The organism is Pseudomonas sp. URIL14HWK12:I6 (genome assembly GCF_000514195.1).
Classification (GTDB): Bacteria; Pseudomonadota; Gammaproteobacteria; order Pseudomonadales; family Pseudomonadaceae; genus Aquipseudomonas; species Aquipseudomonas putida_A.
Genome location: NZ_AZVL01000014.1, coordinates 163,765 through 186,466 on the forward strand (window position 1 = coordinate 163,765; position 22,702 = coordinate 186,466).

The 22,702-nt window shown below is 61.0% G+C and carries 21 protein-coding genes and 1 pseudogene; 11 read left to right on the top strand and 11 right to left on the bottom strand.

Features of this window, described 5'->3' with window-relative positions; all coding sequences use genetic code 11:
• The 4 genes from H043_RS0119245 (at window position 1) to H043_RS0119260 (ending at window position 4,972) form a co-directional block, all read left to right on the top strand.
• Window positions 1-1,059 (top strand): alpha-ketoacid dehydrogenase subunit beta, encoded by a 1,059-nt coding sequence (locus tag H043_RS0119245; RefSeq protein WP_003224000.1) that lies wholly within the window; start codon window positions 1-3, stop codon window positions 1,057-1,059.
• Window positions 1,060-2,340, top strand: coding sequence for a dihydrolipoamide acetyltransferase family protein (locus H043_RS0119250; protein WP_027613219.1), 1,281 nt, complete (start codon window positions 1,060-1,062; stop codon window positions 2,338-2,340).
• 4 nt (window positions 2,341-2,344) lie between these two features.
• On the top strand, window positions 2,345-3,718 hold the full coding sequence (gene lpdA / locus H043_RS0119255) for a dihydrolipoyl dehydrogenase (RefSeq protein WP_027613220.1): 1,374 nt from the start codon (window positions 2,345-2,347) through the stop codon (window positions 3,716-3,718).
• Between the two features lie 234 nt (window positions 3,719-3,952).
• The gene (locus tag H043_RS0119260) at window positions 3,953-4,972 is read left to right on the top strand and encodes a branched-chain amino acid aminotransferase (RefSeq protein WP_027613221.1); all 1,020 of its coding nucleotides are present in this window, start codon (window positions 3,953-3,955) and stop codon (window positions 4,970-4,972) included.
• Between the two features lie 54 nt (window positions 4,973-5,026).
• On the opposite strand, the gene H043_RS0119265 is transcribed toward H043_RS0119260, so the two are convergent.
• The gene (locus H043_RS0119265) at window positions 5,027-5,905 is read right to left on the bottom strand and encodes a LysR substrate-binding domain-containing protein (protein ID WP_027613222.1); all 879 of its coding nucleotides are present in this window, start codon (window positions 5,903-5,905) and stop codon (window positions 5,027-5,029) included.
• 105 nt (window positions 5,906-6,010) lie between these two features.
• Here H043_RS0119265 and H043_RS0119270 point away from each other — a divergent pair, with 105 nt between their 5' ends.
• Window positions 6,011-6,619, top strand: a complete 609-nt coding sequence (locus tag H043_RS0119270; RefSeq protein ID WP_027613223.1) for a LysE family translocator — start codon at window positions 6,011-6,013, stop codon at window positions 6,617-6,619.
• 23 nt (window positions 6,620-6,642) lie between these two features.
• On the opposite strand, the pseudogene H043_RS29210 reads toward H043_RS0119270, so the two are convergent.
• From H043_RS29210 to H043_RS0119285, 3 genes and pseudogenes are all read right to left on the bottom strand, one after another.
• Window positions 6,643-7,461: pseudogene (locus tag H043_RS29210) on the bottom strand (TIGR03915 family putative DNA repair protein); the annotation flags it as partial.
• On the bottom strand, window positions 7,458-8,678 hold the full coding sequence (locus H043_RS0119280; RefSeq protein WP_027613224.1) for a putative DNA modification/repair radical SAM protein: 1,221 nt from the start codon (window positions 8,676-8,678) through the stop codon (window positions 7,458-7,460). The pseudogene H043_RS29210 and the gene H043_RS0119280, both read right to left, overlap by 4 nt.
• Before the next feature lie 147 nt (window positions 8,679-8,825).
• The gene (locus H043_RS0119285; protein ID WP_027613225.1) at window positions 8,826-9,584 is read right to left on the bottom strand and encodes a helix-turn-helix transcriptional regulator; all 759 of its coding nucleotides are present in this window, start codon (window positions 9,582-9,584) and stop codon (window positions 8,826-8,828) included.
• Between the two features lie 78 nt (window positions 9,585-9,662).
• Between H043_RS0119285 and H043_RS0119290 the strand changes: the two genes are divergently transcribed.
• From H043_RS0119290 to H043_RS0119300, 3 genes are all read left to right on the top strand, one after another.
• A complete protein-coding gene (locus H043_RS0119290) occupies window positions 9,663-10,766 on the top strand; it encodes a cytochrome P450 (protein WP_027613226.1) in 1,104 nt (367 codons plus the stop codon).
• Window positions 10,767-11,003: 237 nt separating this feature from the next.
• Entirely contained in the window at window positions 11,004-11,327 is a 324-nt protein-coding gene (locus H043_RS0119295) for a type II toxin-antitoxin system RelE/ParE family toxin (protein ID WP_027613227.1), read from the top strand.
• 3 nt (window positions 11,328-11,330) lie between these two features.
• Window positions 11,331-11,618, top strand: a complete 288-nt coding sequence (locus H043_RS0119300) for a helix-turn-helix domain-containing protein (protein WP_027613228.1) — start codon at window positions 11,331-11,333, stop codon at window positions 11,616-11,618.
• A 74-nt stretch (window positions 11,619-11,692) separates the two neighbouring features.
• Here the strand turns inward: H043_RS0119300 and H043_RS0119305 are convergent, their stop codons facing one another.
• Complete coding sequence (locus tag H043_RS0119305; protein ID WP_027613229.1) at window positions 11,693-12,031, bottom strand: FKBP-type peptidyl-prolyl cis-trans isomerase; 339 nt, start codon at window positions 12,029-12,031, stop codon at window positions 11,693-11,695.
• Window positions 12,032-12,219: 188 nt separating this feature from the next.
• Entirely contained in the window at window positions 12,220-12,528 is a 309-nt protein-coding gene (locus H043_RS0119315) for an RcnB family protein (RefSeq protein WP_027613230.1), read from the bottom strand.
• Between the two features lie 425 nt (window positions 12,529-12,953).
• Here H043_RS0119315 and H043_RS0119320 point away from each other — a divergent pair, with 425 nt between their 5' ends.
• Together H043_RS0119320 and H043_RS0119325 are read left to right on the top strand one after the other, a co-directional pair.
• The gene (locus tag H043_RS0119320; RefSeq protein WP_027613231.1) at window positions 12,954-14,246 is read left to right on the top strand and encodes an MFS transporter; all 1,293 of its coding nucleotides are present in this window, start codon (window positions 12,954-12,956) and stop codon (window positions 14,244-14,246) included.
• A 12-nt stretch (window positions 14,247-14,258) separates the two neighbouring features.
• Entirely contained in the window at window positions 14,259-15,026 is a 768-nt protein-coding gene (locus tag H043_RS0119325) for a substrate-binding domain-containing protein (protein WP_027613232.1), read from the top strand.
• Here the strand turns inward: H043_RS0119325 and H043_RS0119330 are convergent.
• Window positions 15,016-15,930, bottom strand: coding sequence for a LysR family transcriptional regulator (locus H043_RS0119330; RefSeq protein WP_027613233.1), 915 nt, complete (start codon window positions 15,928-15,930; stop codon window positions 15,016-15,018). The genes H043_RS0119325 and H043_RS0119330 overlap by 11 nt on opposite strands.
• Before the next feature lie 251 nt (window positions 15,931-16,181).
• On the opposite strand from H043_RS0119330, the gene H043_RS0119335 reads away from it, so the two are divergent.
• Window positions 16,182-17,990, top strand: coding sequence for a monovalent cation:proton antiporter-2 (CPA2) family protein (locus tag H043_RS0119335; protein ID WP_027613234.1), 1,809 nt, complete (start codon window positions 16,182-16,184; stop codon window positions 17,988-17,990).
• 149 nt (window positions 17,991-18,139) lie between these two features.
• On the opposite strand, the gene hcnC is transcribed toward H043_RS0119335, so the two are convergent.
• From hcnC to H043_RS0119355, 4 genes are all read right to left on the bottom strand, one after another.
• On the bottom strand, window positions 18,140-19,399 hold the full coding sequence (hcnC, locus tag H043_RS0119340) for a cyanide-forming glycine dehydrogenase subunit HcnC (RefSeq protein WP_027613235.1): 1,260 nt from the start codon (window positions 19,397-19,399) through the stop codon (window positions 18,140-18,142).
• On the bottom strand, window positions 19,392-20,801 hold the full coding sequence (gene hcnB / locus H043_RS0119345; protein ID WP_027613236.1) for a cyanide-forming glycine dehydrogenase subunit HcnB: 1,410 nt from the start codon (window positions 20,799-20,801) through the stop codon (window positions 19,392-19,394). Before hcnB ends, hcnC begins: the two co-directional genes overlap by 8 nt.
• The gene (hcnA, locus tag H043_RS0119350) at window positions 20,798-21,112 is read right to left on the bottom strand and encodes a cyanide-forming glycine dehydrogenase subunit HcnA (protein WP_027613237.1); all 315 of its coding nucleotides are present in this window, start codon (window positions 21,110-21,112) and stop codon (window positions 20,798-20,800) included. The genes hcnB and hcnA overlap by 4 nt, the downstream gene beginning before the upstream one ends.
• 434 nt (window positions 21,113-21,546) lie before the next feature.
• Window positions 21,547-22,488 carry a hypothetical protein gene (locus tag H043_RS0119355; protein WP_027613238.1) on the bottom strand — a complete coding sequence of 314 codons (942 nt, stop codon included), beginning with the start codon at window positions 22,486-22,488 and terminating at the stop codon, window positions 21,547-21,549.
• Window positions 22,489-22,702: the final 214 nt, after the last annotated feature.

The following is a 22,702-nucleotide window of genomic DNA, read 5'->3' on the forward strand; positions in this document are numbered from 1 at the left end:
ATGAACGATCACAACAACAATATTCAGTTGGAAACCGCCATGACCACGACCACCATGACCATGATCCAGGCCCTGCGCTCGGCCATGGATGTGATGCTTGAGCGTGACGACAATGTGGTGGTGTTCGGTCAGGACGTCGGCTACTTCGGCGGCGTGTTCCGTTGCACCGAAGGCCTGCAGACCAAGTACGGCACCTCGCGGGTATTCGACGCGCCGATCTCCGAAAGCGGCATTGTCGGTGTTGCGGTGGGCATGGGTGCTTACGGCCTGCGCCCGGTGGCCGAGATTCAGTTCGCCGACTACGTCTACCCGGCTTCCGACCAGATCATTTCCGAAGCGGCGCGCCTGCGTTATCGCTCGGCCGGCGAGTTCACCGCGCCGATGACCCTGCGCATGCCGTGCGGCGGCGGGATCTACGGCGGCCAGACCCACAGCCAGAGCATCGAGGCGATGTTCACTCAGGTCTGTGGTCTGCGCACCGTGATGCCGTCCAATCCTTATGACGCCAAAGGCCTGCTGATCGCCTCCATCGAAAACGATGATCCGGTGATCTTCCTTGAGCCGAAACGCCTGTACAACGGCCCGTTCGACGGCCACCACGACCGCCCCGTAACCCCGTGGTCGAAACACCCGCAGGCCCAAGTACCGGACGGTTACTACACCGTGCCGCTGGACGTCGCCGCGATCACTCGTCCGGGCAAGGACGTGACCGTATTGACCTACGGCACCACCGTGTACGTGTCGCAAGTTGCCGCTGAAGAAAGTGGCGTTGACGCCGAAGTCATCGACCTGCGTAGCCTGTGGCCGCTGGATCTGGAGACCATCGTCAAGTCGGTGAAGAAAACCGGCCGCTGCGTGGTGGTGCACGAAGCCACCCGTACCTGCGGTTTCGGCGCCGAGCTGGTGTCGCTGGTGCAAGAGCACTGCTTCCATCACCTGGAAGCGCCGATCGAACGCGTTACCGGTTGGGACACCCCCTACCCGCACGCGCAAGAGTGGGCGTATTTCCCAGGGCCGTCCCGAGTGGGCGCGGCGTTGAAACGGGTCATGGAGGTCTGAATGGGCACGCACGTTATCAAGATGCCGGACATCGGCGAAGGCATCGCAGAAGTCGAACTGTCGCAGTGGCACGTCAAGGTCGGCGACCTGGTGGTTGAAGACCAGGTGCTGGCGGACGTGATGACCGACAAGGCAATGGTCGATATTCCATCGCCGGTCCACGGCAAGGTGATTGCGCTCGGCGGTCAGCCGGGTGACGTGATGGCGGTCGGCAGTGTGCTGATCAGCATTGAAGTTGAAGGCGCCGGGAATCTGAAAGAGTCCGCCGCGCCAGCACCGGTTGCTGCGCAAGAGCCGCCTGCTGCTCCGAAAGTTGAAACAGTTGCCGAGAGCAAACCTGCCGCTGCTGCTGGGCCGCGCCCGGCACCGGTTTGCCAGGGCCCGATGGTTGCCCGCGAGGCCGATGAACGTCCGCTGGCCTCGCCGGCCGTGCGCAAACATGCGCTGGATCTGGGCATTCAATTGCGTCTGGTGCGCGGTTCCGGCCCGGCCGGTCGTGTGCTGCACGAAGACCTCGAAGCCTATCTGGCGCAAGGTCAGTCGAACGCTTCGGCGCCGGCAGCTGCCGCGTACGCCCAGCGTCACGATGAAGAACATATTCAGGTTATCGGCATGCGCCGCAAGATTGCCCAGCGCATGCAGGACGCCACCCAGCGTGCCGCACACTTCAGCTACGTCGAGGAAATCGACGTTACCGCGATTGAAGAACTGCGCGCGCATCTGAATGAAAAACACGGCGCCAGCCGGGGCAAGTTGACCTTGCTGCCGTTCCTGGTCCGCGCACTGGTCGTCGCCCTGCGTGACTTCCCGCAGATGAACGCCCGTTACGACGACGAAGCCCAGGTCATCACCCGCCTCGGCGCAGTGCATGTCGGTGTCGCCACGCAAAGCGATGTCGGCCTGATGGTGCCGGTGGTGCGTCACGCCGAAGCGCGCAGCCTGTGGGACAGCGCCGCGGAAATCTCGCGTCTGGCTAACGCCGCACGCACTGGCAAGGCCAGCCGCGACGAATTGTCTGGTTCGACCATCACCCTGACCAGCCTCGGTGCGCTGGGCGGCATCGTCAGCACCCCGGTGCTGAACCTGCCGGAAGTGGCTATCGTCGGCGTGAACAAAATCGTCGAACGGCCGATGGTCATCAAGGGCCAGGTGGTGATCCGCAAGATGATGAACCTCTCCAGCTCCTTCGATCACCGCGTGGTCGACGGCATGGACGCGGCGCTCTTCATCCAGGCCATTCGTGGCTTGATCGAACAACCCGCAACCCTGTTTGTGGAGTGACGCCATGCAAACCTTGAACACCACGCTGCTGATTATCGGCGGCGGCCCCGGCGGCTACGTCACGGCGATTCGCGCCGGGCAACTGGGCATTTCGACGATTCTGGTCGAAGGCCAATCGCTGGGTGGCACTTGCCTGAACATCGGCTGCATTCCGTCCAAAGCGTTGATTCACGTGGCCGAGCAGTTCCACCAGACACAACATCACAGTCAGCATTCGGCGCTGGGTATCAGTGTCTCGGCGCCGACCCTCGACATCGGCAAAAGCGTCGAGTGGAAGGACGGCATCGTCGATCGCCTGACCACCGGCGTCGCCGCACTGCTGAAAAAGAACAAGGTCCAGGTCATCAATGGCTGGGCCAAAGTCATCGACGGCAAAACCGTGGAAGTCGGCGATACGCGGATTCAGTGCGAGCATCTGGTGCTGGCCACCGGTTCGACCAGCGTCAACCTGCCGATCCTGCCAATCGGCGGGCCGATCATCTCCTCCACCGAAGCGCTGTCGCCGAAGTCCGTGCCCAAACGTCTGGTGGTGGTGGGCGGCGGTTACATCGGTCTGGAGCTGGGCATTGCTTACCGCAAGCTCGGCGCCGAGGTCAGCGTGGTCGAGGCGCAGGATCGTATCCTGCCGGCCTACGATGCCGAGCTGACCCAACCGGTCCACGAAGCACTGAAGCAACTGGGCGTGAAGCTCTATCTCAAGCACAGCGTGCTGGGTTTCGACGGCACCTTGCAGGTGCGTGACCCGAACGGCGACACCCTCAATCTGGAAACCGATCAGGTGCTGGTGGCGGTCGGTCGCAAGCCGAACACACAGGGCTGGAACCTCGAAGCGCTGAACCTGGACATGAACGGCTCGGCGATCAAGATCGACAGTCGTTGCCAGACCAGCATGCGCAACGTCTACGCCATCGGCGACCTCAGCGGCGAGCCGATGCTCGCCCATCGCGCCATGGCTCAGGGCGAAATGGTTGCCGAGCTGATCAGCGGCAAATCCCGCGAATTCAACCCGACCGCCATCGCCGCCGTGTGCTTTACCGACCCGGAACTGGTGGTGGTCGGCCAGACCCCGGACGAAGCCAAGGCTGCCGGGCTGGACTGCATCGTTTCCAGCTTCCCGTTCGCTGCCAATGGCCGGGCGATGACCCTGGAATCAAAAAGCGGCTTCGTGCGGGTGGTCGCACGTCGTGACAATCATCTGATAGTCGGTTGGCAAGCGGTCGGGGCAGGCGTTTCCGAGTTGTCGACCGCGTTCGCGCAAAGCCTGGAAATGGGTGCGCGCCTCGAAGACATCGGCGGCACCATTCATGCGCATCCGACCCTGGGTGAAGCGGTGCAGGAAGCGGCGTTGCGTGCTTTGGGGCATGCGTTGCACCTGTGATGGTGGGTGGCTGTAATGGCCCCTTCGCGAGCAGGCTCGCTCCCACAATGGGAATGCATTTCAAATGTGGGAGCGAGCCTGCTCGCGAATTCTCAGGCGCAACCGGAATTATCTGTCTGTCATCCGATAGTCCGGGCTGCGAAACCGCTCAAGAATGAAGTATTGTTGTGCCCATCCAAAAAAACGTCAGAAGCCTTGAACCGTTTCGACGGTTGTTCAGTGATAGAGGGTGTCATGGGTAACGAAAGCATCAATTGGGACAAGCTGGGTTTTGACTACATCAAGACCGACAAACGCTATCTGTCGTACTTTCGCAATGGCGAATGGGACAAAGGCACCCTGACCGAAGACAACGTGCTGCACATCAGCGAAGGCTCGACTGCCCTTCACTATGGCCAGCAGTGCTTCGAAGGCCTGAAGGCTTATCGTTGCAAGGACGGCTCGATCAACCTGTTCCGTCCTGACCAGAACGCCGCGCGCATGCAACGCAGCTGCGCTCGCCTGCTGATGCCGCACGTGTCGACCGAGCAGTTCATCGAAGCGTGCAAGGAAGTGGTTCGCGCCAACGAGCGCTTCATCCCGCCATACGGCACCGGCGGAGCGCTGTACCTGCGTCCGTTCGTGATCGGCGTGGGTGACAACATCGGCGTGCGTACCGCGCCGGAGTTCATCTTCTCGGTATTCGCGATCCCGGTCGGCGCCTACTTCAAGGGCGGCCTGACTCCGCACAACTTCCAGATCTCCAGCTTCGACCGCGCCGCCCCACAAGGCACCGGTGCGGCCAAGGTCGGTGGCAACTATGCCGCCAGCCTGATGCCGGGCTCCCAGGCCAAGAAAGCGCACTTCGCTGACGCCATCTACCTGGATCCGCTGACCCACAAGAAGATCGAGGAAGTCGGTTCGGCCAACTTCTTCGGGATCACCCACGACAACAAGTTCATCACCCCGAACTCGCCATCCGTGCTGCCAGGCATCACCCGTCTGTCGCTGATCGAACTGGCGAAAACCCGTCTGGGTCTGGAAGTGATTGAAGGCGACGTGCTGATCGACAAACTGTCGGACTTCAAGGAAGCCGGCGCCTGCGGTACCGCGGCGGTGATCACCCCGATCGGCGGGATCAGTTACAACGACCACCTGCACGTGTTCCACAGCGAAACCGAAGTCGGCCCGGTCACCCAGAAGCTCTACAAAGAGCTGACTGGCGTACAGACCGGCGACATCGAAGCGCCAGCGGGCTGGATCGTCAAGGTTTGATCTGACGGCTGCTTAGGCACAAAAGCCCCCATCGAGTGATCGATGGGGGCTTTTTCATGGGCGCTGTTGCTGTAGCCACTCAATCAACACTTTGGTGTGCGCCGACGCTTGCGGGGCAACGCCGTAGTAATAGCGTGGCAGCGGCATGCGCAGATCCGGCAACGGACAGATCAGGCGACCACTCGACAAATGCGTGCCGAGCAAAGTAGTCGGACACAGCGCGATGCCCTCGCCCGCCACGGCCGCTTCCAGCACCCGGTGCATGTAATCAAACTGACGGATCACCTGAGTGCTGCTCTGACTCTGGCCAAAATGCCTCGCCCAGTGGTGCCAGTCTTCACGCCGCGCCCTGACGGTCAGCAAGGTATGCGCACTGAGGCCGGCGAGATTTGTCAGCGGCAGTCGCTCAATCAATGCCGGCGCCGCGACCATGACCAATTCATCCTCGAACAACGCGTGCGCCTCCAGCGTCGGCGCCCAATCGTCACGGCCCCGGCGGATGACAATGTCGAAATCGTCGCGGGCCGGATTCGGCGACTGGGTCTGCGTGACGACCTGGGTGTCGATGTGCGGATGCTGCACCGAAAAGTCCGCCAAACGAGGCGTCAGCCATAACAGGGCGAAGGACGGCCGGACATTGATCGTGATCGTCGGCCGCGCTGCCTGTCGCCTCAACTCGGCAGCGGCGTCGGCAATCTGCGCCAGACCGGCGCTGACTTGCTGATAAAAAAGCTCACCCGCCGGCGTCAGCAGCGACTGCCTGATGCGCCGTTCAAACAACAAAACGCCCAGATGTTCTTCAAGCAATTTGACGTGGCGGCTGACCGCACTATGGCTGACATGCAGCTCGTCGGCCGCCAGGCTGAAACTCTGATGACGAGCAGCCACAGCGAAGGCGCGAACCGCATTGAGCGGGGGAAGTGAATTTTTCATGGGTCTAATTTAGTCACATATGCACTGCATTTAAAGCGTTTGTCAGCGCGTTGCCGCCACGCCAATCTGCCCGCACGCAGATACGCGATTCGACGGAGCAACATCATGCACAGCTACGGACTCTTTGTATTGTTCGCCGCCCTGACCATTTTGAGCCCCGGCCCGGGCGTGGTGCTGACCCTGTCCAACGCCGTGCGCCTGGGCTGGACCGGCGCAGTACCCGGCATTCTGGGCATCGCCTCGGGCGCTTTCGTGGTGGCTGCCCTCAGTGCCACCAGCGTCGGATTGATCCTCAGCGCCTCGGCCGAGGCGTTTACCGCGCTGAAATACGCCGGAGCTGCATACCTGTTGTACTTGGGCTTCAAGAGCTGGCGTTCAGATCGTTTCCGTAGCCTGCAGCAGGTTCGCCCTTCTCGTCCGGGCTACCGTTTTCTCGAAGCCGCGTCCCTGCAGTTTCTCAATCCGAAAGCGATCTTCTTCTTTCTGGCCGTATTCCCGCAGTTCATCGACACTGAACAGGCTTTTTACCCGCAGTTCTTCAAACTGGTGGCCTCTTACGCGGTGCTGGTAATTCTGGTGCACGGCAGCTACGCCCTGCTCGCCAATGCGGCCAAAGGCTGGCTGTCGAGCCCGAAAGGATCCTGGCTGGCGGCGAAAGTCTCGGGGGTGACCTTTGCCGGTTTTGGTCTGCTGATGGCGTCGGCAACCCGCTGATCGACCTGCTCAGGCTCATCCTGTTTCAAGGCAATTCGCTTGCCGGCTCGCGCGGCAATCCCGCTGGCCTGTCCGTTCTGCTGCTTGCCCGTGCGCGCCTGGGTAATCAGCCCGGGAATCAACTCCCCTTCCGGCAGATTCTTCCAGAACCGTACCGGCAAATGCCCTTGCATGACCTTCTCGTTCAATCGCGCCGGGTTGAAGATGTGGCTGTAGTACGTCAGCCATAGCTCGCCATGCGGGTCATCGACGTTCTGCGCCAGCTGCTGCCATTCCACCGGGCACTGGCGCTGATGAATCAACTGTTCGCCATCGTAATAAACCCCGTCACGCGGCGTGGCGATCAACCAGCGATGCCGGCCCATGCGTCCGATGAAATGTTCGCTGGCACTGTGCAGGATGTCGTGGGCCGGTTCGTGCCACGCGACGTATTGCGGGCCTGGCTGATCCTGCGGGCGTTCGATGAAACGCACGAACGCATGCAAATGGTGGGCTTCGCGCTGCACCTGCTTGATCCGCCGCTGCAACTCGCTGCCGAGCTTGTCGCCGGCCATCATCGCCGTGCGATCGCCATGGCTAACTCGCCACAGCACTTCATACAACAGACTCCAGCGCTGGTCGCCCCGGTAGCGCGCGGCTTGCTCCAGGGTGTCGAGCAGTGCACGGGGGATGCGTGCCTGAAACGGCCCCTGCCCTTCGGGTACCGAGACGTCACTGGCAAACAGATCGCTCACCCCTTCCGACGCCCAGCTCACCAGACTCGGGTCGACTTCATGGCTGAGCAGCCAGCGTGCCTGCTGGCGCCAGGTGTCGAACAGGTCGTCGCAATCGAGATTGATCATCCCCACAACCCCATCTGCTGCGGCTGCGGCCGGTCGCGCAGTTGCTGATAGAGCATGTGGCTGGTGACTTCGGCCTGTTGCGGGTGGTAGTCGCTGGTGATGATGAACGGCTTGGCCTTGGCCAGCACACAACGCATGCGCGCCACATCTTCGTAGCGGATGCGCCGTTGCTGGCGCAATTGCACCAGACGTTCGGTGGTACGCAGACCGATGCCGGGGATTCGTGCGATCAGCGACGGCTCGGCGCGATTCAGGTCCAGCGGAAACACCTCGCGATTCTGCAGCGCCCAAGCCAGTTTCGGGTCGATGTCCAGCGCTAGATTACCCGGGCCCTTGAGCAGCTCATCGGCGCTGTAGCCGTAACTGCGCAAGAGGAAATCGGCCTGATACAACCGGTGTTCGCGCATCAGCGGTGGCGCGGCCAGTGGCACGCTTTTCGGGCTGTCGGGAATCGGGCTGAAGGCCGAATAGTAGACGCGCCGCAAGCGGTAGTTGCCATACAGCGACTGAGCGCTGTGCAGGATCGTGCTGTCGTCGGTGTCATCGGCGCCGACAATCATTTGCGTGCTCTGCCCGGCGGGAGCGAATTTTGCCGAACGCGGTTCGTTGAGCACCGTTTGTACGCCGGTGTAAATGGTGTTCATTGCCTGCTTGATCGAACCAATCTGCTTCTCCGGCGCCAGGGTTTGCAGGCTGGCGTCGGTGGGCAGTTCGATATTGACGCTGAGGCGATCGGCGTAGCGCCCGGCCTCCTCGATCAATGCCGGATCGGCCTCGGGAATGGTCTTGAGGTGAATGTAGCCGCGAAACTCGTGCTCTTCGCGCAACAGCTTTGCCACGCGTACCAGTTGCTCCATGGTGTAATCCGCCGAGCGGATGATCCCCGAGCTGAGAAACAGCCCGCTGACGCAGTTGCGCCGGTAGAAATCCAGGGTCAGCGTCACCACTTCCTCGGGGGTGAAGCGTGCACGCGGCACATCGCTGGAGCGGCGGTTGACGCAATACTGGCAGTCGTAGAGACAGAAGTTGGTCAGGAGGATTTTCAGCAGCGACACGCAACGACCGTCCGGCGTGTAGCTGTGGCAGATGCCCATGCCATCGGTCGAGCCCAACCCACTCTTGCCTTCGGAGCTGCGCTTGGGCGCACCGCTGCTGGCGCAGGAGGCGTCGTACTTGGCGGCGTCGGCGAGAATGCTGAGCTTGTCGATGATTTGCATGGCGCGGGCTCTTTACTGTGTGGATATACAGTATAGGTCCGAGCACGGGGTTACAAGGTGCCAGAAGCGCACCTCGTCGGGCAGAAGCTCAAGATCAAAGGATTGCAGCCTTCGCCGGCTCCTACAGAGATTGGGCAGGGTCGAGAATTAGCGGGTGTACGCGATTACTGTAGGAGCTGCCGCAGGCTGCGATCTTTTGACCTTCGCGTCTAACGGCAACTCAAGACCAAACCGCATACCCATTTCCTTTCGCCCCGCCACGGTGAGCGCCAACGCCCGACTATCAAGATCCTGCGTCACCCACTTGCGTTTCAATGCCATCTGCAACAACGCCGCGCCCAACGAACCGCCCAGATGCGGCCGGCGCATGCTCCAGTCCAGGCACGGGCAAGCAAACTTGCGGCGCAAGGTACTCAAGTCCTGCACCTCAATTCCCAAGCTCGCAAACAACGCGTCGCCGGTGCCGCTCAAGCGATAAACCCGCTCGTCGGTTTCCACCAGCCACCCCGCCTCGAGCAAACGGTCGTGGAGCAACACCGCCAGCGTGCCGGCCATGTGGTCGTAGCAGGTGCGGGCGAATTGCAGGCGATCCGGGGTGTGCGGCTTGAAGCTAGGTGCGGCGTTCTGTCCGATCACCATCAACGCTTCCAGCGCCTGAGCCACGCGCTGATCGGCGAGGCTGTAATAACGATGGCGGCCCTGCACGTGCAGGCGCACCAGTGCCAGATCCTTGAGCTTGGCCAGATGTGCACTGGCGGTGGAGGCGCTGACTTCCGCCACGGCCGCTAATTCAGTGCTGGTGCGGGCGTGGCCGTCCATCAGCGAGCAGAGAATTTTCGTGCGTGCCGGTTCGGCGATGGCGGCCGCCACCTGCGAAACGCCGATGTCTTGATGTTCTGCGTGCATATTTCGCTCCCCGACGAATCGTCGTCGCTGCGGACTGAAGATACTCGCATCACTTTCCCGACGACAAGGCTGTGAACCATGGACCCGATCATCGCTGCGACGCATGCCGATCCCTACCCCTACTACGCCAAACTGCGCGCCGAGGGCGGACTGACCTTTGATCATGGATTGAAGCTGTGGGTCGCCAGCAGCGCCCGAGCGGTGCGTGCGGTGCTGACGCATACCGATTGTCGGGTGCGACCGTTGCAGGAACCGGTGCCCAAGGCGATTGCCTCGGGGCTGGCCGGCAAGGTGTTCGGGCAGTTGATGCGGATGAACGATGGCGAGCGTCAGCGCTGCCCACGCTCTGCGATGGAACCGGCGCTGCAGTTGATCAATGACGATCAGGTACGCGCATTGGTGGCAGCACGGCTGATGACAGCGGACGCCGACGGCTTGTACAAGGCGATGTTTCGCGGCCCGGTGTGCGTGGTCGCGGCGCTGCTCGGCTTCACCCCGGCGCAAGGCCGGGCAATCAGTGAGCTGACCGCGGATTTCGTCGCCTGCCTGTCGCCGCTGAGCAATGACCTGCAATTGGCGACGGCGCAGGCGGCGGCGGAGCAATTGCGCGGTTACTTCGTCGAGTTGCTGGCCGAAGCCGATAGCGAGTTGCTCAAGGCGATCGAGCAGCGATTTGCAGGAGACGAAGAAACCCTGATTGCCAACCTGATCGGTCTCTGTTCACAGACGTTCGAAGCAACTGCCGGACTGATCGGCAATGCACTGATAGCACTGCAACGTCAGCCCGAGTTGCGTGACGCCTCTGTGGACGCACTGTTGGCCGAGGTTCAGCGCTTTGATCCGCCGGTGCAGAACACTCGGCGCTTTGTCGCACAGACTTGCGAGATCGATGGCGTGCGGCTCGAGGCTGGCGAGGTGATTCTGGTGCTGCTGGCCTCGGCCAACCGCGATCCTTTGTTAAATGCAGAGCCCGAGCGGTTTCTGCTGGAGCGTCCTGACCGGCGCAGTTTCAGCTTTGGCAGCGGGCGGCATCAGTGTCCGGGACAGACGCTGGCGCTGAGCATTGCCGCTGCGACTGTCAGAAAAATCCTTGATCAGGGTATGAATTTGCAACAACTGACGTGGCATTACCGCCCATCGCTCAATGGGCGGATTCCACTGTTCAGCGCGGCACAGCCTTAGTCGCTGTGGCTCAGCGCTTGGGGTTGAGGCTCATGATGCGCGTGCCCTGCTCTAATCCCCTGTAGGAGCAAACTGGCGATGTCGATACCGAATATCAGATAAAGAAAATCAAGCTTGATTTATATCGGTTTCGATATAGCCTGCTGATAGGTGACCTCTGCCACTCTTTGCAACACACCGCCGCAACGCATTTTCGTCGGAGCCATTACGCTTATCCTTTCAACAAAGGAGAAGTCGATGCCAAGACACAAGGATGTGGTGTTTGTCGCAAGTGCACTCAAGGATCTGAGAGCTTTTCCTTTGGATGCTCGCAGAGCTGCGGGATTTCAATTGGATCTGTTGCAACAGGGCGACGAGCCTTTTGATTGGCGCCCCATGAAAACCGTAGGACGGGGTGTCAATGAAATCAGAATCACCGAAGACTCAGGAGCGTTTCGAGTGTTTTATGTGGTCAATCGGCCTGACGCGATTTATGTGCTGCACGCCATGCAAAAGACCACTCGCAAAACTGAAACGCGAGATATAGAACTGGCACGCGCCAGATACCAGGAAATAGGTTAAGCCATGAAGGATCATCAACACCCTTCCCAGCATTTCTCAAGCATCTGGGACGCGCTGGAAGACACGCCGCAGGACGCGGCCAACATGCGCCTGCGGGCCAAACTCATGCGCACGCTTTGCGAGACGGTTCGTGCCTGGGAGCTTCCTCAGAAGGAAGCCGCCAAGCGCTTGGGGATTACTCAGCCACGCCTCAATGACGTACTCAACGGTAAAATCGACAAATTTTCTCTGGATGCGCTGGTCAATCTGTCGGCCGCAGCGAAACTGGAAGTAGACATCTGTTTCCCCTAGGCCGCACCGCTGCACTGGGCTTGAAGGCAGCTCGGATTCTTAGGCCAAGAGGCGATGTCGTTACTGCATCCGCCTCAATCCTCCCGCGTCAAAACCTCCAACAATTCAATCTCAAACACCAGATTCGAATTCGGCGGAATCTTGCCCATCGTCCGCTCGCCGTACCCCAAATGCGCCGGCACCAGCAGTCTGCGCTTGCCGCCCACTTGCATGCCCATCAGCCCCTGATCCCAACCCTTGATCACCCGGCCCGTGCCAATCACGCACTGGAAAGGTTTGCCACGGCTGTGAGAAGAATCGAACTCGCTGCCGTCTTCCAGCCAGCCGGTGTAATGGGTGGTAATCAGCGCGCCTTTGACGGCAGCCTTGCCCTCGCCCACCTGAAGATCGATTATCTGCAGTTCATCAGTCATGACATTCACTCAATTGCTTTACTGGCGGCCGTTTTCCCAGAAATGGCAGTGATTGGCAAGCCGATTGCGCAGAGCAACGCTATTACTCCGCGGATTGTGGACCTTGCGATGCAGGAGGTCAGACACAGCAGGATTTCGAGGTGGGAAGCCCTGCACGAGTGCATGCGCAGGGCCTTTGAGTCCGGGGATTAACGTTCGACAGGCTGCATCTCGACAATGGTGCCGTTGGTAATCATGACCATCACGTACTTGTCATTGATCTGCACCCACTGCGCCTGATCGACCGGCGCTTTCAAGCCTTTCTGTTTCCAGTTTTTCAACGCTTTGTCGCTGCGCTGATAAATGTCTGGAGCCCGGTCGTTGACCTTCAATTCGCGGTCGCTGGTCGGCGACTGGACCGTGGGTTCGCTTGAGGTTTGCGCCGCTTGAACAAGTGGGCTGATCCCGGCAATGCCGGCGACCAGGGCCAGGCTGGCGATTAGGGTTTTGCTGTTCATCGGTGAACCTCCTTCAGATGTGTGATACCTGAACTCCGACTGCGGAGGACTGGAATCATTCCTTGTTTTTTTGCCTGAGCTGGCTGGGGAATTGTCGTTGGCAGGCAGATCGTCATCGCTGGCAATTCAGCTCCCACAGGGTCTGCTGATGAAACAGGATGTGTGATCGCCCCGCAAAACTGTGGGAGCGAGGTTTCTCGCGAAGAGGCCGGCACATTCAACACTTTTCCGCCTGAACCACCGCTTTCGCGAGCAGGCTCGCTCCCACAGGTTAGACGGTGTTTTCAGGATTGATCCGCTTTGCGCATCAATCCATGCCAACAATGCAATTAACATCCTGTTACGGCTGCGCGACCATCCGCCGCAATAACAACCGTGCGCCGCTTCCACGTCGCGCACGTCATAAAAGCGGTGGAGATTTTTCTATGACAGCCTCAATCCCACACGGCGGCTCGCGGGCCGGCGCCATTTTCCGGGTCACCTCGGGCAACTTCCTCGAACAGTTCGACTTCTTTCTGTTCGGCTTCTACGCCACGCAGATCGCGGCGGTGTTCTTCCCGGCGAGCAGTGAGTTCGCTTCCCTGATGATGACCTTTGCCGTATTCGGCGCAGGCTTTCTGATGCGTCCACTGGGCGCCATCGTGCTGGGTGCGTACATCGATGACGTCGGTCGGCGCAAAGGGTTGATCGTCACCCTGTCGATCATGGCCAGCGGCACGATCCTGATTGTGCTGGTGCCCGGATACGAGACCATCGGTCTGTTTGCGCCAGCGCTGGTGTTGATCGGACGGCTGTTGCAGGGCTTCTCCGCCGGTGCGGAACTGGGCGGTGTTTCGGTGTACTTGTCGGAAATCGCCACCCCTGGCCGCAAGGGCTTTTTCACCGCTTGGCAGTCCGCCAGTCAGCAAGTGGCGATCATCGTCGCGGCAGCCTTGGGCTATGCGCTGAACGCGTGGATGGCGCCGGATGTGGTTGCCGATTGGGGCTGGCGCATTCCGTTTTTCGTCGGTTGCATGATCGTGCCCTTCATCTTTTTCCTGCGGCGTAACCTGGCGGAAACTGAAGAGTTCGCCGCACGCAAACACCGCCCGAGCATGAAGGAAGTGTTCCGCACGCTTGGCCAGAACTGGGGCGTGGTGCTCGGTGGCATGTTGATGGTCGCGCTGACCACCACCGCGTTCTACCTGATCACCGTGTACGCGCCGACCTTCGGCAAGACCGTGCTGCACCTGAGCACTTCCGATGCGTTGCTGGTGACCTTGCTGGTTGGCGTGTCGAACTTCTTCTGGCTGCCGATTGGCGGCATGTTGTCCGACCGTGTCGGCCGGCGCCCGGTGCTGATCGCCATGGCGCTGCTGGCACTGGCCACCACCTATCCGGCCCTGTCGTACCTGGTGCAGGCGCCGAGCTTCAGTCACATGTTGCTGTCGCTGCTGTGGCTGTCGTTCATCTACGGCATGTACAACGGCGCGATGATTCCGGCGCTGACCGAGATCATGCCGGTGGAAGTGCGAGTAGCCGGTTTCTCCCTCGCCTACAGCCTGGCGACCGCGATTTTCGGCGGTTTCACCCCGGCGATGTCGACCTTCCTGATCCAGTACACCGGCGACAAAGCGGCGCCGGGTTACTGGATGAGCGTCGGCGCACTGTGTGCGTTGTGCGCCACGTTGTACCTCTATCGCCGCGCAGGCGGCCGTTTGCAACCGGTTGCCGCATAAGGAGCAATCACCTTGAAAAAACTGATCAATCTCAGCGCCATCGCCCTCTTCGCTTTCAGCGCCCTGGCCCATGCTGAACAGCTGAATGTGATGACGTCGGGCGGCTTCACCGCCGCCTACAAAATCCTCGGCCCGAAATTCGCGGCTGCCACCGGCAACACCCTCGACACCCAACTCGGCCCGTCGATGGGCAAGGCGCCGGAAGCCATCCCTAATCGCCTCGCTCGCGGTGAGCACGCCGACGTGGTGATCATGGTCGGCTACGCCCTCGATGACCTGATCAAACAGGGCAAGGTCGACCCGGCCTCGCGGGTCGAACTGGCGGATTCACGGATCGGTCTGGTGGTGCGTGAAGGCGCGCCGAAGCCGGACATCAGCAGCGTCGAAAGCCTGAAGAAAACCCTCCTCGACGCAAAATCGGTGGCCTACTCCGACAGCGCCAGCGGCGTGTACATCGAGAAGGAGTTGTTCAACAAACTCGGTGTCGAGGATCAACTGAAACCGAAAGCGAAGATGATCCCGAAAGTCCCGGTCGGCTCGGTGGTTGCCACCGGCGATTACCAACTGGGCTTCCAGCAGGTCAGCGAATTGCTGCCGGTGCCGGGGGTGACGTTTGTCGGCAAGATTCCGGAGTCGGTGCAGTCGGTGACGCGCTTCGCCGCCGGCATCCCGGTCGGCGCACAGCATCCAAAAGAGGCCAAGGCCCTGCTCGACTATCTTGCCGCGCCTGCCGCCCAGGCTGACGTGCAAGCCACCGGGCTGGATTCGGTCAAGCGCTAAGCGTTGGTGGCTGGACTTTCATTTCCACTACCAGCCGCTCCAGTTCCAATGCCGCCGGGGTCAACGTGCGACCCCGGCGCTTGAGGATGCCGACACTGCGCATCACTTGCGGATCTGTCAGCGGCACCCGCGTCAGGATCGGATGATCCGGCCCGGGCATCGCCATCAGCGGCACCGCCGCCACCCCCAGCCCCGCCTCCACCAGACCAATCATGGTCGTCACATGCCGCGTCTCGCAGATGCTCGGGCGCTGCGGCACCACGCTGCTCAAGGCCTGATCGAGCAGAAAACGGTTGCCCGACGTCTTGTCCAGCGAGATGTAATCCTGCTGATAGAACTCGTCCCAGGTCACGCTGCCGCGTCCGGCCAACGGGTGATCGCGCCGGCAAGCGACGACATAGCACTCCTGCACAAGCGGTTCGAAATCGACCTTGGCATCCTGCGTGCCCAGAAAACTCAACCCGAAATCCGCCTCGCCGTTGACCACTGCGCTCAACACGTCGTGGGCGCTGGAGTCGAGGACTTTGACCTTGATTCGCGGAAACTGCTGGTGATAGCGAGCGACCACCCGCGGCATGAAGTAGTACGCCGCCGAGGGTACGCAGGCCACGGTGACATGACCGAGTCGGGTCGATGCGACTTCACTGATGCCCAGCAGCGCCACGTCCAGATCATCCAGCAAACGCTCGACGCTGGGCATGAAGCCACGCCCGGCCTGGGTCAGGCTGACTTTGCGCGTGGTGCGCTCGAACAGCTTTACGCCGAGGGCGTCTTCAAGCTTCTCGATGCGTCGGCTCAGGGCCGGTTGTGACAGGCGCACGGTGTCGGCGGCCTTGCGGAAACTGCCCTGCTCGACCACGGCGCGAAAGGCTTGCAGGTCGTTGAGGTCGAAGTTGATGGCCATGGCGGACTCGAAAAGATTGATTCGTGAAGGCTATCAATGTAACCGAATGATGCAATTTATTACAGATTTGATGATATCGCCCTTGTGGGAGCGGGCTTGCTCGCGAATGCGGTGTCACAGTCGCCATCAACATCGACTGAACCAGCGCTTTCGCGAGCAAGCCCGCTCCCACAGGGTTTTGTGGTGGATTGACGAGCGGCGCAGCCCTTATCCTTGTCACCCCCCGCCGTACCGCTGTCAGGAGTCAACCCATGCCCCATGAAGGCAACCTGTTACAAGCCGCTGTCGTGTTTCTCTTCGCAGCCGTGCTCACCGTGCCATTGGCCAAGCGTCTGCAACTGGGCGCGGTGCTCGGTTATCTGTTGGCGGGGGTTATCATCGGCCCGTCGGTGCTCGGCCTGATCGGCAATCCGCAGAGCGTTGCGCATATCTCGGAACTGGGCGTGGTGTTGCTGTTGTTCATCATCGGCCTTGAGCTGTCACCTCGCCGCTTGTGGGTGATGCGCAAGTCGGTGTTCGGCGTAGGTCTGGCGCAGGTGCTGCTGACGGCGGCAGTGATCGGCGTGCTGGCGTTGTACGTGTTCGGTCAGCCGCTGAACAGTGCGATTGTGCTCGGTCTTGGCCTGGCGCTGTCGTCCACCGCATTCGGCCTGCAAAGCCTGGCCGAGCGCAAGGAGCTGACCAGCCCCCACGGGCGGCTGGCGTTTGCGATTCTGCTGTTTCAGGACATCGCCGCGATCCCGTTGATCGCGCTGGTGCCGATGCTCGCCGGCAGCGCCCACGCCAGCAGCAACGCGGAAAGCCTGAACCACGGTTTGCAAGTGCTCGGCGGGATCGCCGTGGTGGTGGTCGGCGGGCGGTATCTGTTGCGTCCGGTGTTTCGCGTGGTGGCGAAAACCGGTCTGCCGGAGGTCTCCACCGCCACCGCATTGCTGGTGGTGATCGGTACGGCGTGGCTGATGGATCTGGTCGGCGTGTCGATGGCGCTCGGGGCTTTCCTCGCCGGCCTGCTGCTGGCGGACTCGGAGTATCGCCATGAACTGGAAGCGCAGATCGAGCCGTTCAAAGGCCTGCTGCTCGGGCTGTTTTTCATCAGCGTCGGCATGGGCGCCAACCTGAGTCTGCTGCTGAGTGCGCCGATCACCGTGCTGGGCCTGACGCTGCTGCTGATCGGCTTGAAGTTGCCGCTGCTGTTTGTGGTCGGGCGTCTGGCCGGTGGGCTGACCAAAGTCAGTGCGATTCGCTTGGGTATCGTGCTCGCCGCCGGCGGTGAATTTGCCTTTGTGGTGTTCAAGATCGGGCGCGATCAGGGCCTGTTCGAACCGCGCCTGTATGACTTGCTGGTGCTGACCATCACCTTGTCGATGGCCTTGACGCCGTTGCTGCTGTTGATCTGTGCGCGACTGGTCAGCCCGAAAGTGCAGCCGGTGGAGGTGCCGGAGAAATTCCGCGAAATCGACACCGAGGCACCGCGCGTGGTGATTGCCGGCATGGGGCGAATGGGCCAGATCGTGGCGCGGATTCTGCGTGCGCAGAACATCAAGTTCGTGGCGCTGGACACCTCGGTGGAAACCATCGAACTGTCGCGCAGTTTTGGCGGCGTGCCGGTGTTCTACGGCGACCCGATGCGCCCGGAAATCCTCAATGCGGCGAAGGTTGGCGACGCGGAGTATTTCGTGATTGCCACGGATGATCCGGAGACCAACATCAAGACCGCCGAGATCGTGCGCAAGCTGTATCCGCACATGAAGATCATCGCTCGCGCACGTAACCGTCAGCACGTGCACCGCCTGGTCGATGTCGGCGCCGAAGCGATTCGCGAGACCTATTACTCCAGCCTGGAAATGAGCCGCCGTACCCTGGTCGGCCTCGGTCTGACCCAGGCCCAGGCCGATGCGCGGATCAAGCGTTTCAAACACCATGACGAACAGGTGCTGGAAGCCCAGCACGCGGTCTACGACGACGCCGCCAAAGTCCTGCAGACCGCCCAGGAAGCCCGGGCGGAGCTGGCGCGGTTGTTCGAGTCTGATCAACTGGAAGAGGAAGCTCGCAAAGTCTGATCTCCTTGCACAGATCCAAGCTTCAGGCCTGCTGCACTGACGCCTTCGCGGGCAAGCCCGCTCCCACAGGTTTTGTGAACGACCGAAACCCTGTGGGAGCTGGCTTGCCAGCGAAGAGGCCTGCACATTCAACATCAATGTCACTGGGATCAGGCCAGCTCTAACTCCAGCTCTTGCTTGACCGGTACAGTCTCAAACCGATCCGCCAGGAACGGTGTGATATCCAGCGGCAGCGCCTCCTGATTGACCAGTTTGTCCAGCAGCACGCCAGTGATCGCTGAGGTCAGAATACCGGTGCGGAAATGTCCGCAGGCATTCAGGTAACCCTCCACCCCACGCATCGGCCCGAGGATCGGCAGCTCATCCGGCGAGCCCGGACGCAATCCGGCCCAGGTGCGCTTTAGATTGACGTCCTTGAGTTCCGGCAGGCAGCGCACCGCGCCCTGCACCAGTCCGGCGATTTCCGGGTAGGTGGTGGTGACGTCGAAGCCTTTGTCTTCGGTGGTGCTGCCGATCAGGATTTCGCCGTTGTCCTTCTGCGCCACATAACAATCGCTGGTAGTCAGGCAGCCGTTGAGGATTTTCGGCATGCGCTCGGTCAGCAGGATCTGGCCTTTCACCGGTTTCACCGGAATCCGCACACCGGTGGCCCACTCACTCAAGTCCGCCGCCCAGGCACCAGCAGCATTGATCAGCGTCTTGCAGTGGAACACGCCCTCCTCGGCCGTCTGCACGCCAGTCACGCGGCTGCCGTGGTGCAACACACCGGTGACGTTGGTGTTGACGAAGATATCGACGCCATTCTGCCGCGCTCCTTCCATGTAGGCATCGGCGAGACGGAACGGGCTGACCTGGTGATCGCAGAGAAACTCCAGCGCGCCGCGCGCCTCGTGGCTGACGCTCGGCTCAGCCTCGCGCAGCGCGGCCTGATCGAGCCAGCGCACCTGATCGGCCAGATGCGGAATGCAACTGACGATGTGCTCGGCGTAGAGCCGGTCTTCGTCGTCATAGATGACGAACTTCAGTCCGGTCTTTTCGAACTTGAAATCCATCCCGTGCCTGTCCTTCAGCTCGCGATGCAGCGCCGGGTACAGCGCATTGGACTGCAAGGCGAAATCGAAGAACGACTCCGGCAGGATGTGCGGCGTGCTGGCGTCCACCGCGACCGCCGCGCCCTGGGTTTCGCGCTTGCGGTTGGCCGACATCATGCGGAAGAAAATCACCCCGCAGCCCAGCCCCACCGACTCGCCGATGGCCCACAAGCCTCCGGCCGAAGCGCGGGTCGCGTTGCCCGGGCGCTTGGCGTCGATCACCGCCACCTTGAGGCCCTGGCGCTTGGACAATTGATAGGCGCAGGACGCCCCGATCACGCCGCCACCGGCAATGATCACGTCATAGAACTTACTCATGGGATGCGGCCTCCGTGCCGACGGACTGGAACGCGGAAAAAGGGATCGGATCAATCGGGAAGCGCGGGCGCAGCCAGCCGACGTCCTTGCGCCCGGTGGCCTGACGCAGACGGTCGCTGCAGTAGCCGACACACATCCGCCCCTGACAATCGCCCATGCTGACGCGGGTGCGCATTTTCAGGCTGGCGATGTCTTGCACGCCCTGCTCCAGCGCCAGATCGATGTCCGCGCGGGTGGCGTGTTCGCAGCGGCAGATCACGGTGTCGGCGGCCGGCAAAGCGGTCTGGCCGACACCGCGTTCGGTGTAACGGTCGACGGCCGCACGGAAGCGCACGATTGATTTGAGTTTGCCCAGATAACGATCGCGCCGTACCCGTGCCAGTTCTTCTTCGATCACCCCGCGTTGCAGCAGGATCGAGGTGGCGGCGATCTTGCCGGCAAGCATCGCCGCTTCACCACCGCGAATCCCGCCCATGTCACCGGCCAGATGCACGTGCGGCTCGTTGCTTTGCTGCCAGTTGTTCGAATTGGCGCGCAGGTAACCGTCGTCGCTGAAACCGTGATCGAGGCCCATCTGCTGACTGAGCTGGGTGCGCGGAATGAAGCCGTAACCGACCGCCAGGGTCTGCGCTTCGAAGCGCTCGATGCGCGTCAGGTCCGGCTCCCAGCTGGCCGAGTAAGGTGCCACGATGACGCTTTTCAGCTCGCCGTCGCCGTGGGCTTCGACCACGCCCCAGCCGTAGTTCATCGGGATGCCGTGCAGTTTAAGGTAAGCAAGCATGCTCAAACCGTCGAGGAACAGCTGCGGCTTGTTCAGCAACGCCAGGCTTTCGCGGGCGATCTTGCCGAAGGCGCAGGCTTCGTACACGCCCGCGACCTTGACGCCGGACGCGTGCAGCTGCGTTGCCACCAGTGGCAGCAACGGCCCGGTACCGGCGATGACCACCGGCCCCTGCGGCTTGACCACGCCACTTTTGATTTGCAGTTGCAGGCCGCCGAGCATGATCACCCCCGGCAGGGTCCAGCCGGGAAACGGCACGCTGCGTTCGTGGCAGCCGGCGGCCAGCAGCAATTGCGGATATTCGATCTCGTGCAGCTGCTCGTCGCCGTCGAGCACCACCAGCGCGCGGGTGCCTTCGGCGCCGACCACGCGATGATTGAGGCGCACGTCGATCAACCCGGACTGTTCCTGGAAATCACCGTGCAGTTTGCTCAGGGCTTCGGAATAGCGCGGCCCCAGATAATCCAGTTGCACGCCGTCGCGCAGCGGCCCGCGATAGACCACGCCACCAAGACGCGAGGCCTCTTCGAGCAAGGTGCAGCGCACCCCATGACGCGCCAGCTCGATGGCCGCCGCCATTCCCGCCGGACCACCGCCGACGATCACCGGTTGCAGGCTCATACGACCTCCTGCTCGTTGATGCGGTTGACCTGGGTTTCGATCTGCATGCCGTCGCGCACCACGGTCTGGCAGGCACGGCGCTTGTGGCGGCCGTTGATCTTCACCAGGCAGCACTGGCACACACCCATGCCGCAGTAGGCGCCGCTGATCTGGCCATGGTCGTTGCGTGCGACCTGGCGCACGCCAAGGGACTGGATAACGCTCAGGACGGTTTCGCCAATGGCCGCCGTCACCGGTTGACCATTGATGTGGACGGTCATATCCGCCTGGGTCAGGGGCTGGATATCGAAAGTGCGTTCTAGGCAGTGCATTACGAAGTTCATCCGTGAAAAGGTTCAGGGGGAAGGTATTGCGTCAGCTCCTTGCTGCTCTACACCGTGCGGCCCGTTTAATTGTTCGATTACAGGCGGGCTCGCGGGTACTTCGTCAGCGCAGCAAAGTGCGCGTGAAGCACTGTAGTTCAAACCTCAGCGAAGGCCTGGAACATTTACGTTAGGGGAAGTTACAAACGCGAATATTGATCCAGGCCAGTGAAAGCGGTCGGATTGTTCAACGATTCGGTTGAAGAAGACGAATGGTGCACGCCAGAAAGCAAAAAGCCGCTTTCACCGTGAAGTGAAAGCGGCCGAGGCATGGGCCTCAATGGAGCATTGGAATCAGTGTACGAACAGGGCGATCAGGATGATGATCGGGATTGGCACACCGAGGAAAAACAGTAATAGAGAGCGCATGGTGATTCTCCTTGTTAACGAACTGGAGGCAGAGTGGTCGTGGTGGCGTAGGTCTCGACTTCAACGTACTCGACCGCATCCCGGCGACGACCGCCGAAGGTGGCTGCGAGACTGGCGAAGAACGCACCGGCCAGCAACGCGATGAACATCCACAGCGAGGTCCAGGCAGCAACTTTCGCAGCGGTGTCGGCAGCCTGTTGGGCTTTGACTTTGGCGTCGGCGATGGCCTTCTGAGTGCGGGCATACACTTCATCGACACGCTTCTCGGCGTCGGCCTGGCTCAGATTGGTTCGTTGTGCGACCAGTTGCGCGAGGTAGGTACGGTCTTCTGGACTGAGTTGGCCGTTGGCCAGGCTCTGGGCGAAGATCCGCGCTACGGCGCCATGGGCGGCATCATCACTGACCGATGCTGGACGGTCATCGCGGAACAGATTGTCGATGTAGTAACCGTACTGATTGCTGTCGGTGTTGGCCGCTGCGCTACCGGCAGCCTGAGTCGCGGCAGCCGCTGCGCCACCGGCGACACTGGCACCGGCCTGCACACCGCCACTGATCACACTGCTGACCGAGCCGACTACCAATACTGCGGTGACCAGCGTGGCCACACACCAGGCGAGGAAGCCATGGGCAGTATCACGAAAATACACTTCATCCCCGTGCATGTTGGCCCACTTCACCCGCAGCCGACCGGCGATGTAGCCACCCAGACCAGAGGCGATGATTTGCGTCGCCGCCAGCCAGACAATCGTCGAAATCCCCAGACCCTTGGCGCTGATGCCCTCCCCGGCCCAAGGTGAAACGGCAGAGAATCCCAAACCGAAGCCAAGCAGCACTAAAATCATCGACAGTGCTGCGGCCGCCGCTGCGCCCGCGAAAATCGCGCCCCAGGACACGCCTGACACGTTGCTCGACTCTCCTTCGAAGGCAGGATAAAACCCATCAGAGGATCTATTCATTGTTGTAGTGCTCCAGGCATGAAAAATGGTGTTACAACTCGTCACGAGATGAATTGCAGCGACCGTGCCAGTCGAGAGCCCGAAATAAATGCTTAAATTTCAATGACTTAAAAAGACTGAACTTCTACATTCATTGCAATTTGCAACAATGGACGGAAAGCAGCGGGTTTTATGCATTGACGCTAACGCCGCAAAGCGCCCCGATTTGACGTTT